14 protein-coding genes are annotated in these 14,259 nt (G+C 39.3%); 5 read left to right on the plus strand and 9 right to left on the minus strand.

The genetic code is table 11. The features are described from left to right. The first annotated feature begins 152 nt into the window (after positions 1 to 152). From ettA to I6F54_RS09925, 5 genes are all read left to right on the plus strand, one after another. A complete protein-coding gene (gene ettA / locus I6F54_RS09905) occupies positions 153 to 1,826 on the plus strand; it encodes an energy-dependent translational throttle protein EttA (protein ID WP_007581203.1) in 1,674 nt (557 codons plus the stop codon). 156 nt (positions 1,827 to 1,982) lie between these two features. Then, positions 1,983 to 2,351: a PilZ domain-containing protein gene (locus tag I6F54_RS09910; protein WP_007581201.1), complete on the plus strand. Its 369-nt coding sequence runs from the start codon at positions 1,983 to 1,985 to the stop codon at positions 2,349 to 2,351. Positions 2,352 to 2,404: 53 nt separating this feature from the next. Further along, positions 2,405 to 3,313, plus strand: a complete 909-nt coding sequence (locus I6F54_RS09915) for a histone deacetylase family protein (RefSeq protein ID WP_021032146.1) — start codon at positions 2,405 to 2,407, stop codon at positions 3,311 to 3,313. Between the two features lie 62 nt (positions 3,314 to 3,375). Beyond that, positions 3,376 to 3,873 carry a TlpA family protein disulfide reductase gene (locus I6F54_RS09920; protein ID WP_197141199.1) on the plus strand — a complete coding sequence of 166 codons (498 nt, stop codon included), beginning with the start codon at positions 3,376 to 3,378 and terminating at the stop codon, positions 3,871 to 3,873. Between the two features lie 82 nt (positions 3,874 to 3,955). Further along, positions 3,956 to 4,621: a hypothetical protein gene (locus I6F54_RS09925; RefSeq protein ID WP_165740402.1), complete on the plus strand. Its 666-nt coding sequence runs from the start codon at positions 3,956 to 3,958 to the stop codon at positions 4,619 to 4,621. A gap of 99 nt (positions 4,622 to 4,720) precedes the next feature. Here the strand turns inward: I6F54_RS09925 and cyoE are convergent, their stop codons facing one another. The 9 genes from cyoE to nqrF all read right to left on the minus strand — a co-directional run bounded on the left by cyoE (position 4,721) and on the right by nqrF (position 14,255). After that, entirely contained in the window at positions 4,721 to 5,605 is an 885-nt protein-coding gene (gene cyoE / locus I6F54_RS09930) for a heme o synthase (RefSeq protein ID WP_197119093.1), read from the minus strand. Positions 5,606 to 5,614: 9 nt separating this feature from the next. Next, on the minus strand, positions 5,615 to 5,971 hold the full coding sequence (gene cyoD / locus I6F54_RS09935) for a cytochrome o ubiquinol oxidase subunit IV (RefSeq protein WP_197141201.1): 357 nt from the start codon (positions 5,969 to 5,971) through the stop codon (positions 5,615 to 5,617). Continuing rightward, positions 5,971 to 6,612, minus strand: a complete 642-nt coding sequence (gene cyoC / locus I6F54_RS09940) for a cytochrome o ubiquinol oxidase subunit III (protein WP_165728488.1) — start codon at positions 6,610 to 6,612, stop codon at positions 5,971 to 5,973. The genes cyoD and cyoC overlap by 1 nt, the downstream gene beginning before the upstream one ends. Then, the gene (gene cyoB, locus I6F54_RS09945) at positions 6,609 to 8,597 is read right to left on the minus strand and encodes a cytochrome o ubiquinol oxidase subunit I (RefSeq protein ID WP_165728487.1); all 1,989 of its coding nucleotides are present in this window, start codon (positions 8,595 to 8,597) and stop codon (positions 6,609 to 6,611) included. Before cyoB ends, cyoC begins: the two co-directional genes overlap by 4 nt. A 2-nt stretch (positions 8,598 to 8,599) precedes the next feature. Beyond that, positions 8,600 to 9,559 carry a ubiquinol oxidase subunit II gene (gene cyoA, locus I6F54_RS09950; protein WP_165728486.1) on the minus strand — a complete coding sequence of 320 codons (960 nt, stop codon included), beginning with the start codon at positions 9,557 to 9,559 and terminating at the stop codon, positions 8,600 to 8,602. Between the two features lie 318 nt (positions 9,560 to 9,877). Continuing rightward, positions 9,878 to 10,297, minus strand: coding sequence for a hypothetical protein (locus tag I6F54_RS09955; RefSeq protein WP_165728513.1), 420 nt, complete (start codon positions 10,295 to 10,297; stop codon positions 9,878 to 9,880). Positions 10,298 to 11,570: 1,273 nt separating this feature from the next. Beyond that, positions 11,571 to 11,783: a (Na+)-NQR maturation NqrM gene (gene nqrM, locus I6F54_RS09960; RefSeq protein ID WP_007376137.1), complete on the minus strand. Its 213-nt coding sequence runs from the start codon at positions 11,781 to 11,783 to the stop codon at positions 11,571 to 11,573. A gap of 101 nt (positions 11,784 to 11,884) precedes the next feature. After that, the gene (locus I6F54_RS09965) at positions 11,885 to 12,916 is read right to left on the minus strand and encodes an FAD:protein FMN transferase (protein ID WP_197119090.1); all 1,032 of its coding nucleotides are present in this window, start codon (positions 12,914 to 12,916) and stop codon (positions 11,885 to 11,887) included. 109 nt (positions 12,917 to 13,025) lie between these two features. Then, on the minus strand, positions 13,026 to 14,255 hold the full coding sequence (gene nqrF / locus I6F54_RS09970; RefSeq protein WP_007584893.1) for an NADH:ubiquinone reductase (Na(+)-transporting) subunit F: 1,230 nt from the start codon (positions 14,253 to 14,255) through the stop codon (positions 13,026 to 13,028). Between the last annotated feature and the right edge of the window lie 4 nt (positions 14,256 to 14,259).

The following is a 14,259-nucleotide window of genomic DNA, read 5'->3' on the forward strand; positions in this document are numbered from 1 at the left end:
TATAGATGTCTAAATGAAATTTATTCATGATTTTATACTTTACTTACAAGCATGCTTTAGTGCTTTAAAACCCGCCATTCGTTGACTGTTTCACCTGTCAGCCACTACAATACAACATTGAAATTTTTATTATTATTTGAAGGCTTTCCTCCATGGTTTTACCTGATAAATTTATATTCTCGATGAGTCGAGTATCTAAGGTTGTGCCACCTAAGCGCACTATCTTAAAAGATATTTCGTTACATTTTTTTCCTGGCGCTAAAATTGGTGTGCTTGGTTTAAACGGTTCTGGTAAATCTACGTTACTACGTATTATGGCCGGTGTTGACCAAGATTTTGAAGGTGATGCACATCCTCAGCCTGGTACAAAAATTGGTTATTTACCGCAAGAGCCTGTTTTAGACGAAAGCAAAACAGTTCGTGAAATTGTTGAAGAAGCTGTTGGCGAAGTTAAACACGCACTTAAACGTCTTGACGAAGTGTATAACGAATACGCCATGGAAGACGCTGACTTTGACGCACTTGCAAAAGAGCAAGGCGAGCTTGAAGCTGTTATTCAGGCGCACGATGGTCACAACATTGATAACGTTTTAGAGCGTGCTGCTGATGCACTTCGCCTGCCAGAATGGGATGCTAAAATTGAGCACCTTTCAGGTGGTGAGCGTCGTCGTGTTGCTATATGTCGATTACTGCTTGAAAAACCAGACATGCTTATTCTCGATGAACCTACTAACCACTTGGATGCTGAGTCGGTTGCATGGTTAGAGCGCTTTTTACACGATTACGAAGGCACTGTTGTGGCGGTTACGCATGACCGTTACTTCCTTGATAATGTAGCTGGTTGGATATTAGAGCTTGACCGTGGTGAAGGTATTCCATGGGAAGGTAACTACTCTTCTTGGCTTGAACAAAAAGATGCGCGCTTACAGCAAGAACAAAAATCTGAAAAAGCACGTCAAAAATCAATTGCGCAAGAACTTGAATGGGTTCGTTCAAACCCTAAAGGTCGCCAAGCTAAGTCAAAAGCACGTATGGCTCAGTTTACTGAAATGCAGCAGTCTGATTACCAAAAACGTAACGAAACTAACGAGATGTTTATTCCACCTGGCCCGCGCTTAGGCGATCAAGTGCTTGAAGTAACGAATCTTCGTAAGAGTTTTGGCGATCGCGTTTTAATTGACGATTTAAGCTTTAGCATGCCAAAAGGTGCCATTGTGGGCATTATTGGTGCCAATGGCGCGGGTAAATCAACGCTGTTTAAAATGATCAGTGGTGAGCAAAAGCAAGACAGCGGTAGCATTACCGTTGGCGAAAGCGTACACCTTGCTACTGTTGATCAGTTCCGCGACGGTATGGACGAAAGCAAAACTGTTTTCCAAGAAATATCAGACGGCCAAGACGTACTAAAAATTGGTAACTTTGAGTTCCAAAGTCGTGCGTATGTAAGTCGCTTTAACTTTAAAGGTAACGATCAGCAAAAGTTTGTTAAAGACCTATCAGGTGGTGAGCGTAACCGTTTACACCTTGCTAAGTTATTAAAAGCTGGCGGCAATGTGTTACTACTCGATGAGCCAACCAATGACTTGGACGTTGAAACATTACGTGCGCTAGAGAACGCTATTTTAGAGTTCCCTGGTTGCGTAATGTGTATCTCGCATGACCGTTGGTTCCTTGACCGTATTGCTACGCACATTTTAGATTACCGCGACGAAGGTCAAATTAACTTCTTTGATGGTAACTATACTGAATACGAAGAGTGGCTTAAAAAGACACTAGGTGCAGCAGCAACTGAACCTAAACGTATTAAGTACAAAAAAATTGGTTAATATTTACTGTAGCTAATTTATTACAGTAAAACTAAGCCCTGCATTTATGCGGGGCTTTTTTATGCCACCAGCATTACAGGAGCATATCCTGCTAGCATGTAGAGAATTACCCGCTATGCTTAATTTATTATAAAAATAGTAAGGCTAAATTAGGTTATGCAAAATCGTCGTCAGTTTTCTCGTGTTTTATTTTCAACCGATGCACAAGTGATTTTTAATGATCACCAATACCCATGTAAATTACTTGATGTATCTTTGCATGGCGCATTAATCACTAAATGTGATGCTTTTATTGGCAACCAAAATAGCCAAGCTGTTCTGCGTTTTTCGCTGCCTCAAAGCGAAATAGAAATAAAAATGGAGGTTGTGGTGTGCCATATAGAAGCGGATCATATTGGTTTAAAGTGCCACCATATTGATATAGACAGCATTACTTATTTAAAGCGTTTAATAGAGCTAAACTTAGCTGATGACGAACTATTACATCGCGAACTCGCTATGTTGATTCACGACACACAAGAATAGACTCATTTGGATTAGTTGATTACCATAGTGCAAACTTTTTAACTTGTGCAAACATGACTTTAAATCCACATTTACCTTTGGTGTATCACCCTAACTACTCGTTTAATTTCGATCCAAAGCATCGTTTTGCAATGAGTAAGTTTGCACATTTATATCAGCATGTAGCAAAGCTTGGTTTGATTGGCGATAACCTGGTTGAGCCAATATTAGGCACGCCAGAGCCACTGGAGCTAATACACTGCGAAAATTACATACATGATTTGTGGAATAACCGCTTAGATGAAAAAGCAATGCGTCGCATTGGCCTACCTTGGTCAAAAGAGCTTATGGCACGTACCTTTACAGCACCTCAAGGTACTTTGCAAACAGCTCGTTTAGCACTTAAACATGGTATAGCCTGCCACTTAGCCGGTGGTACACACCATGCGCATACCGATTTTGGCTCAGGCTACTGCATGGTTAACGATTTAGCCTTTACCACGCAAACTTTAATTGAATCGGGTGAAGTAACTAACGTACTTATTTTTGATTTAGACGTGCACCAAGGTGATGGCACAGCCGCAATGTTACAGCATCAAGCATACGCTTATACTTGCTCTATCCATTGTGAAAAAAACTTCCCTTTCAGAAAATCCGCTAGCGATTTAGATATTGGCTTAGCCGATAATATGAAAGACGACGAATACCTTGCCGTAGTTGACGACACCTTGAGTTATTTACTTAAAGAGCTAAACCCAAGCTTGGTACTTTACGATGCTGGCGTTGATATTTGGCAAGGCGATGGCTTGGGTAAATTAGATATAAGCTGGGATGGCATAGTTAAGCGCGACCATTTAGTGCTAAAACGCTGCCTTGAACACAATACACCCGTTGCTACAGTAATAGGTGGTGGCTACGATAAAGACCATCTTCGCCTCGCTAAACGCCATGCTATTGTTGTTGAGCAAGCCGCTCGCTTTTAGTTTGAAATAAAATTGTTAAATTCTCGTTCTTATTTAATATGTAAAATAAGAACGAACATATTATGAAACAATTCTTTATTGCCATTACACTCATTTTATTAAGTTTTACAGCTTACGCACAAGATAAAAATTCAGAAGCAACATACCCTAAATTACCTACATTAAATTTACAAATGGCCGATGGATCTGCACTCAATACTCAAGATTTATTAGGTCAACCTTACGTTTTACACTTTTGGGCAACGTGGTGTCCGTACTGTAAAAAGCTTCAGCCAGCACTTCAAAAAATTGATGATATGGGCTTAAAAGTTATTGCCGTGAGCTTTAAAGAGGATGACGATGCTACTCCCGCTAAAGCGCTTAGCGATAGAGGTTATACTTTTAAAACAGCCGTAAAAGCCGATGCAACAGCACAGCAATTAGGTATACGAGGCACACCTACTACATTGTTTGTAAATAAAGAAGGTAATGTAATTTGGCTGACTAATACGTCAAACCCAGAGGACGCAAACCTACATTTAAAGGCACGAACATTGTTGCACTCCATATCTGAACAATAATATAGGTCTAAATTTAGTTTAAAAATATAAGTAATATAAACTTTATACTACAATTTAAGCTCATAAATTAATTGAGATTATAATGCGCTTACTACTTACTTTATTACTAATTACTTTAAGTGGCTTTGCCGCAGCTGAAGAAGAAAAAGCAGAACTTCCACCGGTAGACCCCGCTTACAATGCTGAGCACCCTATGGCTTTGGTTAATCAAGGCTCGTCTATTATTGCAATGAATTTACCCACCTATAATTTACCCAATGATGTGCAAGTTGTTTATAAAATAGGAAACCCCGATGTTCCATTTTTAGGCTTTGTTAGAAATGCCGAGTTAATCACCGTAAAGCCACAAGCGTTTAATATTCAGCATTTAATGCGTGGTGAAGAAATTACAATTATTGCCGATATTTACGAGGGTGATTATCAACAAGGTGGCAGTTTAATTTATTCAAAAAAAGAGTTGGTCTTGAGTAAGCAGCTGTATGCCAGAGAACTAAAAAAATTAAGTGAATCATCGCAATGGCAAGACTACGACATGATTACACTAAGCGGTACTGAGCGTATTTATATTCATAAAATTCAAAAAGCGCCGAGCTATAACCATCTTATTTTTGTCGATTTAGTTAATGCATGTATGCAAAAGCTTCGTACCTCAAAACGTGTCCCAGCTGAAAATGAGCTTACTTATAAATTTATTAATTGCGGCACCCTTAAACCACTTTATTACAATGCTGATGATTTTAAAAAGTAAAATAGCGAGTATACGAATGCTAAATAATTTCAATATTCAGGCATAAAAAAAGGCTCTTTCGAGCCTTTGGATTAACTTTGGAATGTTAAAGTTTTTAAATTAGGTAAGTGTTAATAGCTGTGGAGCAACGCTATGATAGTCAACAGCCATAGCAATACTTAACGCTGTAATATTAATGATAGAAAACGCGAACACTTTACGTGCCCAACTGGTTACATCAATATTTCGACGATACCCTCTTAGTGCCATTAGCAACCACCAAAAGCTGGTAATACAAGCAACAGCCATAAAAGCAGCACCTGTGTAGCCAGTAATTGGCAGTAACATCACAACTAACGCGTATACAGCAATATAAAGCACAATGTGGCGTTTTGCTTTGTCGATACCTTGCGCTACAGGTAATACTGGAATACCTGCAGCTTGGTAATCTTTAAAGCGAAAAATAGCGATGGCATAAGAGTGCGGCATTTGCCACAAGCTAAACATAACCAGCAGTATTAACGCGCCCATATCGAACTGGCCTGTTACGGCGCAATAACCGACTACTGGTGGTACTGCGCCCGAAAGGCTACCTACAAAAGTGCCATATACTGAGTTACGCTTCATGTAGAGGCTATAAACCCCTACATAAATTACGTAGCCAAAGGCTGCAAAAAATACCGCGGCTTGAGTGGTATAGGCGATAAGTAAACCAAAGCCCACAACACCCAATAAAATACCGTGACTAAGTGCAGCAAAGGCCGACATTTCGCCTGTTACTGTTACTCGCGTACGAGTACGCGCCATGGCTACATCTATGTCTCTATCTATAACATTATTGATAGCACAACCTGATGCAACCACTAGCGACAAACCAATTAATGTAGCAATCATTAACCATGGGTTTATATCACCGCGCGAGGCAAGTAAAAACCCGCCCGCTACGCTGATCAAATTGCCCATAATAATACCCGGCTTTGTCACTGATAAATAACGACGAAACATCTTCAACTCCTAGTACATCATCATTGCGTTAGATTCATAAATGATCCAAACAGATAACCCAACCACCATTACGATGATCAGAGCACTGAATAGGAATGAGAAAGTACTTGCACGGCCATCTTCGGTCGTAAAATTAAGGTGTAAAAAGTACTTTAAATGCACCCAAATTTGTACGATTGCTAAAGTAACAATGCTCCAAAGCGTTGTTGCCTTTGTGAAGTCGCCTTCCATTACCATCCAAAATGGAATGGCTGTCAAAATTACTGATAACACAAAGCCAATTAAGTAAGTTTTAACACTGCCATGAGATTCATCATGATGATCACTGTGCGTTTGCTTTAACGCATGCGTTTCGCTGTGGCTCATTACATTGCTCCCATTAAATAAACAACGGTAAATACACAAATCCAAACAATGTCTAAGAAGTGCCAAAATAGGCTTAAGCAACTTAAACGCGTTACGGTTGCTTTACCTAGACCGCGTTTAGCAACTTCTATCATCATTATGGTCATCCAAATTAAACCGGCTGTTACATGTAAACCATGTAAGCCAACTAATGAGAAAAACGATGTTAAAAAAGCACTATGTTGCGGACCATGCCCGTTCACTATTAGGTGATGAAATTCGTATATTTCCATACCAATAAACACAGCACCTAAACAAAACGTAATAAATAACCAAGTAAGTGTGAGCGCCTTTTTTTGCCCTTGAGCGGCAATCATGGCAAAACCAAAGGTAATACTACTAATAAGTAGTGCAGCTGTTTCTACTGCTACAAAGTCGAGTTCAAAAATATCTTTACCCGATACACCACCGGCTGTGTTCATAAATAACACGGCGTAGGTTGCAAAAAATGAGGCAAATAATAAGCAATCGGTCATTAGGTATAACCAAAAACCGAATACGGTATCGCCCGATGTATCGTGATGATCATGCTCGTGCGCATGATCATCGTGAGATACAGACTCTAAATTTGCAGATTCTAAATTTGCAGAAAGTGTACTCACGCTTTTAGCTCCTTATTCCCACTTGAATTGTATGCTGCTTCAATTCGTGCAATTTCATCAGGTTGTATATAGTAATCAACATCGCTGGCGTAACAACGTTTGATAAATAAAGCAATTGCGCCAATAAAACCAACAGCTGCTAACCACCAAATATGCCAGATCATCGCAAAACAAAATGCGGTTAAACTTGCTGCCATTAGCACGCCTGCTGATGTATTTTTAGGCATATGAATAGGGCTGTAGCTTGCCTTATCTTGGTAAGCTTGACCTTTTTCTTTCATGTCGGTCCATGCATCAATATCATCAATGTGCGGAATGGTAGCAAAGTTATACACTTGTGGAGGTGAGCTTGTTGCCCACTCAAGTGTGTGTCCGTTCCACGGATCGCCTGTTGTATCGTCAAGCGCTTCACGGTCTCTAAAGCTCACATATAATTGAACTGCTTGGCTAATAATACCAAACATAATAATGACAGCACCGCCTGCAGCAATGTATAGCCAAATGTTCCAATCAGGATTATTAGTGTGGTTTAAACGACGTGTCATACCTAAGAAACCAAGTACATACAACGGCATAAATGCAACGAAGAAACCGATAATCCAACACCAAAATGATGCCTTGCCCCATTTTTCGTTAAGCTTGAAGCCCATCGCTTTAGGGAACCAAAATACAAAACCTGCTAGGTAGCCAAATACAGCACCACCGATAATTGTATTATGAAAATGTGCAATTAAGAATAAGCTATTATGCAGTACGTAATCGGCACCAGGAATAGCAAGTAATACGCCAGTCATGCCGCCTACGGTAAAGGTAACCATAAAACCAAGTGTCCAAAGTACCGGAACGGTTATACGTAAACGACCTCGGTAAATAGTAAATAGCCAGTTAAACAACTTAACGCCTGTTGGTACGGCAATAACCATGGTCATTACCCCAAAGAACGCGTTAACGTTAGCACTTGAGCCCATTGTGAAGAAGTGATGTAACCAAACAATAAACCCTAAAATAGAGATTGCACCGCTGGCGTAAACCATCGATTTATAACCAAATAAACGCTTACCTGCAAATGTCGAAATAATCTCAGAAAAAACACCAAACGCCGGTAATACTAAAATATATACCTCAGGATGACCCCATGCCCAAAACAGGTTGATGTACATCATGGCGTTACCGCCCAATTCATTGGTAAAGAAATGGAAATCGAGATAACGGTCAAGCGTTAACATAGTAAGCATTGCGGTTAAAATTGGGAATGATGCTGCAATTAAGATGTTTGCCCACGTACATGTCCATGTGAAAATTGGCATTTTCATTAAGGTCATGCCTGGTGCACGCATTTTGATAACGGTCGCTAAAAAGTTTACTGCAGTTAAGAGTGTTCCAAGACCGGATATTTGCAAAGCCCAAATATAATAGTCGACCCCCACCCCAGGGCTAAAGGTCAGCTCCGAAAGTGGCGGATACGCCACCCAACCTGTTTTAGCAAACTCACCAAAAACCAGCGACATATTAATTAAAATAGCACCACCGGTAGTTAACCAAAAACTTAAATTGTTTAAAAATGGAAAGGCAACATCGCGAGCACCAATTTGCAGTGGTAGTACAATGTTCATTAAACCAATCATAAATGGCATCGCCATAAATATGATCATAATTACGCCGTGAGCTGTAAATATTTGGTCGTAGTGCTCTGGTGGTAAATAACCGGGCGCGCCACTAGTAGCAAGTGCTAACTGAGTACGCATCATTATTGCATCAGAAAACCCACGAAACAGCATTACTAAAGCTAAAATAATATACATTACGCCTAAGCGCTTATGATCCACAGATGTGATCCAGTCGCGCCAAAGCACGCCCCATTTTTTATGCTTTGTAATTAGCGCAGTAATAACAATTGCAGCTATTAAAATAGCTGCCATCGTAAACACAAGAATCGGCTCGTGAAACGGTATTGCATCGAGTGAAAGTTTACCTAAAAACGACATTATTATTCCTCGTCCTGGCTGTGTGATGGTTTCGCTGAATGTTTGTCCATTGCGTGATGTTGCATACCCATCTCGCCATGTTCGCTCATCGCATTGTGCTTTTTATTCATATCGCCATGCGCCTGCATATATTTCATGATAATGGTATGAAATAAGCTGTCTTCAACTTTACCGTAATAAGCAACAGGATTATTTTCGCTCGCTTTTGCAAGCTCAACATAATTTGCATGAGTCAGATTATTAGCGCTTGAATTCGCTTTTACATCACTCACCCACTTATCAAAACCAGCTTGAGTAGGGGTAGCAATGGCATTAAACTTCATACCAGTAAAACCTGCACCACTGTAATTTGCTGAGAAACCTTTAAACGTACCTGGCTCATTTGCAATTAAGTGAAGCTTGGTTTCCATCCCAGCCATTGAGTATATTTGACTACCCAATTGCGGAATAAAAAATGAATTCATTGTGCTCTCTGACGTGATTTTATATTCAACAGGTACATTTGCCGGAAACACTAATTCATTAACCGTAGCAATACCTTGCTCAGGATAAATAAATAGCCACTTCCAATTTAATGACACCACTTCAACAGTAAGATGCTTACCTTTACCTTCAATGGGTTTGTAAGGGTCTAGCTCTTGGGTAGACACCCAGGTAATAACACCTAAAATAATCACAATAACAATAGGAACAGCCCAAACTGCGGCTTCAATTTTATTTGAATGAGCCCATTTTGGAGCGTAAATTTCATGAGTTTGCGTGTCTCTATATTTCCATGCGAAATACAAAGTCATCACAATAACGGGAACGACTACAAGCAACATAAGCACGGTTGCGATGATAATTAAATTTTTCTCATCTATGCCTATCTGCCCTTTTGGATCGAGTATCCCGCCTTTACAGCCTGACAACGCCAGCACGGTACTAGCTAAAGCAATATTACAAAGGTTACGAATTAACAAGGGAGTATCCTACAAACCTAGAGTTTCAGTTTGCTGCTTTGCATAAAAACCAAAGCAACGATTTTTCAATAAAAACCCAAGTTAACTAGAATTAAATTATAAAAATAAGGGGGCTATTCAAAACCTAAAGCTCATGCCATTAATGACCTAGCAACAAACCCAGCTTTCTAAACGCATTTATATAACGTAATAAAAGTTAACTTGGGTGAGTGGTGGTTGGCTGAAGTGTGCTTAAAAAACACAGAGCTACTTTGTTTTAGCTAACCTTAATTATTTACAGCAAGAACAAATAATTAAAACCAGCAACAAGATGCAGCCTTACAGACAACCTGTAAAGCTAGGTGGAGCACGACAACCATGTGCAACATGCACTGGCTGAAGAACTTTAGCCTCGCTAAAAGCAAAGGCTGCTTTACGGAGGATAATTCCAGCACGACGCGCTGGAAAAATATGGAACAATAACCAACAAAGGCCAATAAGTAACTGACTTGAAATGATTGGATGAGCTAAAAATCCGGCAATAGTAAGTAACAGTGGCTCTACAATAAACCCATCACTTAATAGCGCCTCAAGCTTGAAGGCATCCTCTAGTGCACCGCTTAACAACATGACCGTATTAAACACTAATAAAGTTATAGCTACACACACGCCCTTACCCGCTTTATTCAAGCGTTCACACGTAACTGGCTCGCTTGGGGCGAGATCAGTATTGGTATGATGTAAAGAAAGTGTGTTCAAAGACATTAACCTACTTAAATGACTATAACAAAATTAAAGTAATACAAAGCAATGGAAAAATTTGAAAAACATTGCTGCTGTAAGCCCAAAAATCAGGTGCTGAATACGATCAAATCCGGTTAGCACAAATTCACCTTGTGAAAATTGATCCGTATCAATCAAACTTTCAAAACTTACTGAAAGTTCGAACGTGAGTATAACAAAGAGAATTTTCTGTTCAACTAAAAAACAATAAATTTGAGTTAAGCTTTAGAAGCTATTTTGTTAATAAAAAATAACAACTTAAAAAACATAGGGTTAATTTAAATTAAAAACAATTTAAAGAGGTATATTTAATAAAATTATAGGTTTTTTGGAAGGAATAATAATTGTGTCGCACAAATAAAAACAGCCTAAATTCAGTCACCACCGAAATTGAGCCGCTTTTCACACTGACAACATCTTCACACACAATATAAAGATTCTTGGTTTACACTGCGTGGCATTGTAGGGAAATAAAAACAACTCAAATACAGTCACCACCGGATTTGAGTTGCCTTTCACACTGACAACATCTTCACACACAATATAAAGATTTTTTGTTTACACTGCGTGGCATTGTAAGGAAATAAAAACAACTCAAATGCAGTCACCACCGAATTTGAGTTGCCTTTCACACTGACAACATCTTCACACACAATATAAAGATTCTTGGTTTACATTACGTGGCATTGTAGGGAAATAAAAACAACTCAAATGCAGTCACCACCGAATTTGAGTTGCCTTTCACACTGACAACATCTTCACACACAATATAAAGATTCTTGGTTTACATTACGTGGCATTGTAGGGAAATAAAAACAACTCAAATGCAGTCACCACCGAATTTGAGTTGCCTTTCACACTGACAACATCTTCACACACAATATAAAGATTTTTGGTTTACACTGGGTGACATTGTAGGGAAATAAAAACAACTCAAATGTAGTCACCACCGAATTTGAGTTGCCTTTCACACTGACAACATCTTCACACACAATATAAAGATTCTTTTAAGCGAGACCAACTTTGCCTCAAGCTTATGACTAGAGCCTTGCTCTGTGTCTATGATTAAACTTTAGAGTGTTAGCTCCAATTTGACAAACGAGAAAAATAAACCTAATAGGTGAAAAAAACTAAACTATAGACGTTTGTCTAATACATTAAGATTGGATTACTTATGAAATAAAAAAGATAAGAGGTTTTACAGACACAAAAAAAGCGCTATAAAGCGCTTTTTAATATTTAAGAGAACTTAAATAATTTGATTTTCTTTCCAGGCTTGCTCTTTAGCTAAACGGTTTTTGCGTTTATCACATGGATCATCGCAATCACAGGCTTTATCAATACCAACCGAACCTAAACCACCACAGCTACTTGCCATAGATTTTTTTTGCACGATCATACCAACGGCCATTGCCGACACTATTAAAATTAGTAAGCCAAAAGTAAGAAGAAAAAGTGACATTGCTTAGCCCCTATTGATCAGCAATTAATTAAACTCAAACATTTTTGAGCAAGTGTTATTATATACCCAAATAATCTGGAAATAAACAAGGCTGCACCATACTATAAATAAGGTTTAAATGCAGGGCTTGAATAAGTAACTAAACCCTCTTCTGATTTACCTATTAAATACACTGGCAAATCGTGCTGCTGAGCATATGCCTGAGCTTTCTCCATACCCATCACAGTAAGAGCAGTCGCTAAACCATCTGCTGTCATAGCGCTTGGATGAAGCACAGTTACCGACACTAAGTCGTGCTTAATAGGCATGCCGGTTACAGGGTCAATTAAATGAGTATAGATCTCCCCATCCATTTTATAAAAAATACGGTAATCACCTGATGTTGCGATCCCACTTGTACCTGGTGATAAAACACGGTGTACTTTACGCTCTCCAGGTTGTGCATCTGGTTGTTCTATCGCAATTTTCCAATCCTGGTTATTTGGCTTTTCACCCGCTATACGTAGCTCACCACCAATCTCAACCATGTAGTTAGTAATACTGTGGCTTTCTAATAGCTGCGCTACTTTGTCGATACCGTAGCCTTTAGCCGTTGCTGAAAACGAAAGCTCTAACCCATTAACTGTTTTAGCTAAACCCTGTCCATTTAAAATAAGCTTATCAATACCTATTTTTTCAACCATTGAAGCAAGCTCTTCATCTGTTGGGCGATTGGTTGGTTTTTTATCAGGACCAAAGCCCCATAAGTCAATGAGAGGTCCCATGGTTACATCAAGTGTTTTAGTTGATTCACCTAAGCGAATAGATTCGCTTATAACAGCCCTAAAATCTTCGCTAATTGGCATCACTTGATTTGCAGGTAATCTGTTAAATGTATTTATTTCAGAGTCTTCTATATAAGTAGACATAGACTGATTTACATCTTTTAAAACAGCGTCTATTTGCAGCTGTAATTGTGAGGCCGATAGCTGGGTTTGCTCATCATAATATTTAATATGATAAGTGGTTCCCATAGTCTTACCTTCTAAAAAGGTTTCCCTCGACTCTGGTTTTTCACCACACCCAGACAGTAATAAGGTCAGTGTGATTAGTAAAAAGGCCATTATGCCTTGTGAAGTACTTACTCGATTCATAACAGCTCTACTTAATAGATTGATAAAATTAAAGAATAAAAAAAGCCTCGTAACACAAGTGCTACGAGGCTGGTATTTTAACCAAAACTAAACTGTTTTGGTATTAGTGTTAGCCACCAAAATCATCTAATAAGATATTTTCGTCTTCAACACCTAAATCTTTAAGCATAGTAATAACTGCCGCGTTCATCATTGGAGGACCACACATGTAGTACTCACAATCTTCCGGCGCTTCGTGATCTTTAAGATAGTTCTCAAATAACACGTTATGGATAAAGCCAGTATAGCCTTCCCAGTTATCTTCAGGTTGTGGATCTGAAAGCGCTGTATGCCATACGAAGTTAGGATTTTCAGCGGCTAGGCCGTCAAAATCTTCTACGTAGAACATTTCACGTTCAGAACGTGCACCATACCAAAAGCTCATCTTACGTTTAGAGTTCAAACGTTTAAGTTGGTCAAAGATATGTGAACGCATTGGCGCCATACCAGCACCACCACCAACAAAGATCATTTCTGCATCTGTGTCTTTAGCAAAGAACTCACCAAATGGACCTGAAATAGTTACCTTGTCGCCTTTTGTAAGTGACCAAATGTACGAAGACATTTTACCACATGGCAAGCTTAGGTTTCTCGGAGGCGGAGCAGCAATACGCACGTTAAGCATAATGATGCCTTCTTCTTCTGGGTAGTTAGCCATTGAGTATGCACGAATAGTTTCTTCGTCTACTTTTGACTCCAGATCGAAGAAACCAAAATGGTTCCAGTCGCCACGATATTCTTCAGGAACATCAAAATCTGCATATTTAACATGGTGAGGTGGCGCTTCAATTTGGATGTAACCACCCGCACGGAAAGGCACTGACTCATCACCAGGGATTTGCAGTTTAAGTTCTTTAATGAACGTTGCTTTGTTATCGTTAGAGATAACTTCACAATCCCATTTTTTAACACCGAAAATTGACTCTTCAAGTTCAATTTCCATGTCGTTTTTAACATTTACCTGACACGCTAAACGACAGCCTTCACGGGCTTCACCTTTAGATATGTGATCAAGTTCAGTTGGCAAGATATCGCCGCCACCTTCTTTAATGTGAACACGACACTGACCACAAGAGCCACCGCCACCACAAGCAGATGATACGAAAATACCTGACTCAGATAATGCACTTAAAAGCTTATTACCTGCTGATGTAGTAATGGCTTTGTCTTTATCGCCATTAATACCGATGATGATGTCACCGCTTGCAACTAACTGAGATTTAGCACCAATGATCACTAAAACTAGTAGTACAACGATAGCGATGAAAACACCAACGCCTAAGAAAATCTGATAATCCATGATT

Source organism: Pseudoalteromonas sp. SWXJZ10B, assembly GCF_015864475.1.
Classification (GTDB): domain Bacteria; phylum Pseudomonadota; class Gammaproteobacteria; order Enterobacterales; family Alteromonadaceae; genus Pseudoalteromonas; species Pseudoalteromonas arctica.

What these genes read in the sequence shown, in the direction of transcription:
- ettA (WP_007581203.1), top strand. Translation starts at nt 153, where the DNA reads ATGGTTTTACCTGATAAATTTATATTCTCGATGAGTCGAGTATCTAAG.
- I6F54_RS09910 (WP_007581201.1), top strand. Translation starts at nt 1,983, where the DNA reads ATGCAAAATCGTCGTCAGTTTTCTCGTGTTTTATTTTCAACCGATGCA.
- I6F54_RS09915 (WP_021032146.1), top strand. Translation starts at nt 2,405, where the DNA reads ATGACTTTAAATCCACATTTACCTTTGGTGTATCACCCTAACTACTCG.
- I6F54_RS09920 (WP_197141199.1), top strand. Translation starts at nt 3,376, where the DNA reads ATGAAACAATTCTTTATTGCCATTACACTCATTTTATTAAGTTTTACA.
- I6F54_RS09925 (WP_165740402.1), top strand. Translation starts at nt 3,956, where the DNA reads ATGCGCTTACTACTTACTTTATTACTAATTACTTTAAGTGGCTTTGCC.
- cyoE (WP_197119093.1), bottom strand. Translation starts at nt 5,605, where the DNA reads ATGTTTCGTCGTTATTTATCAGTGACAAAGCCGGGTATTATTATGGGC.
- cyoD (WP_197141201.1), bottom strand. Translation starts at nt 5,971, where the DNA reads ATGAGCCACAGCGAAACGCATGCGTTAAAGCAAACGCACAGTGATCAT.
- cyoB (WP_165728487.1), bottom strand. Translation starts at nt 8,597, where the DNA reads ATGTCGTTTTTAGGTAAACTTTCACTCGATGCAATACCGTTTCACGAG.
- nqrM (WP_007376137.1), bottom strand. Translation starts at nt 11,783, where the DNA reads ATGTCACTTTTTCTTCTTACTTTTGGCTTACTAATTTTAATAGTGTCG.
- I6F54_RS09965 (WP_197119090.1), bottom strand. Translation starts at nt 12,916, where the DNA reads ATGAATCGAGTAAGTACTTCACAAGGCATAATGGCCTTTTTACTAATC.
- nqrF (WP_007584893.1), bottom strand. Translation starts at nt 14,255, where the DNA reads ATGGATTATCAGATTTTCTTAGGCGTTGGTGTTTTCATCGCTATCGTT.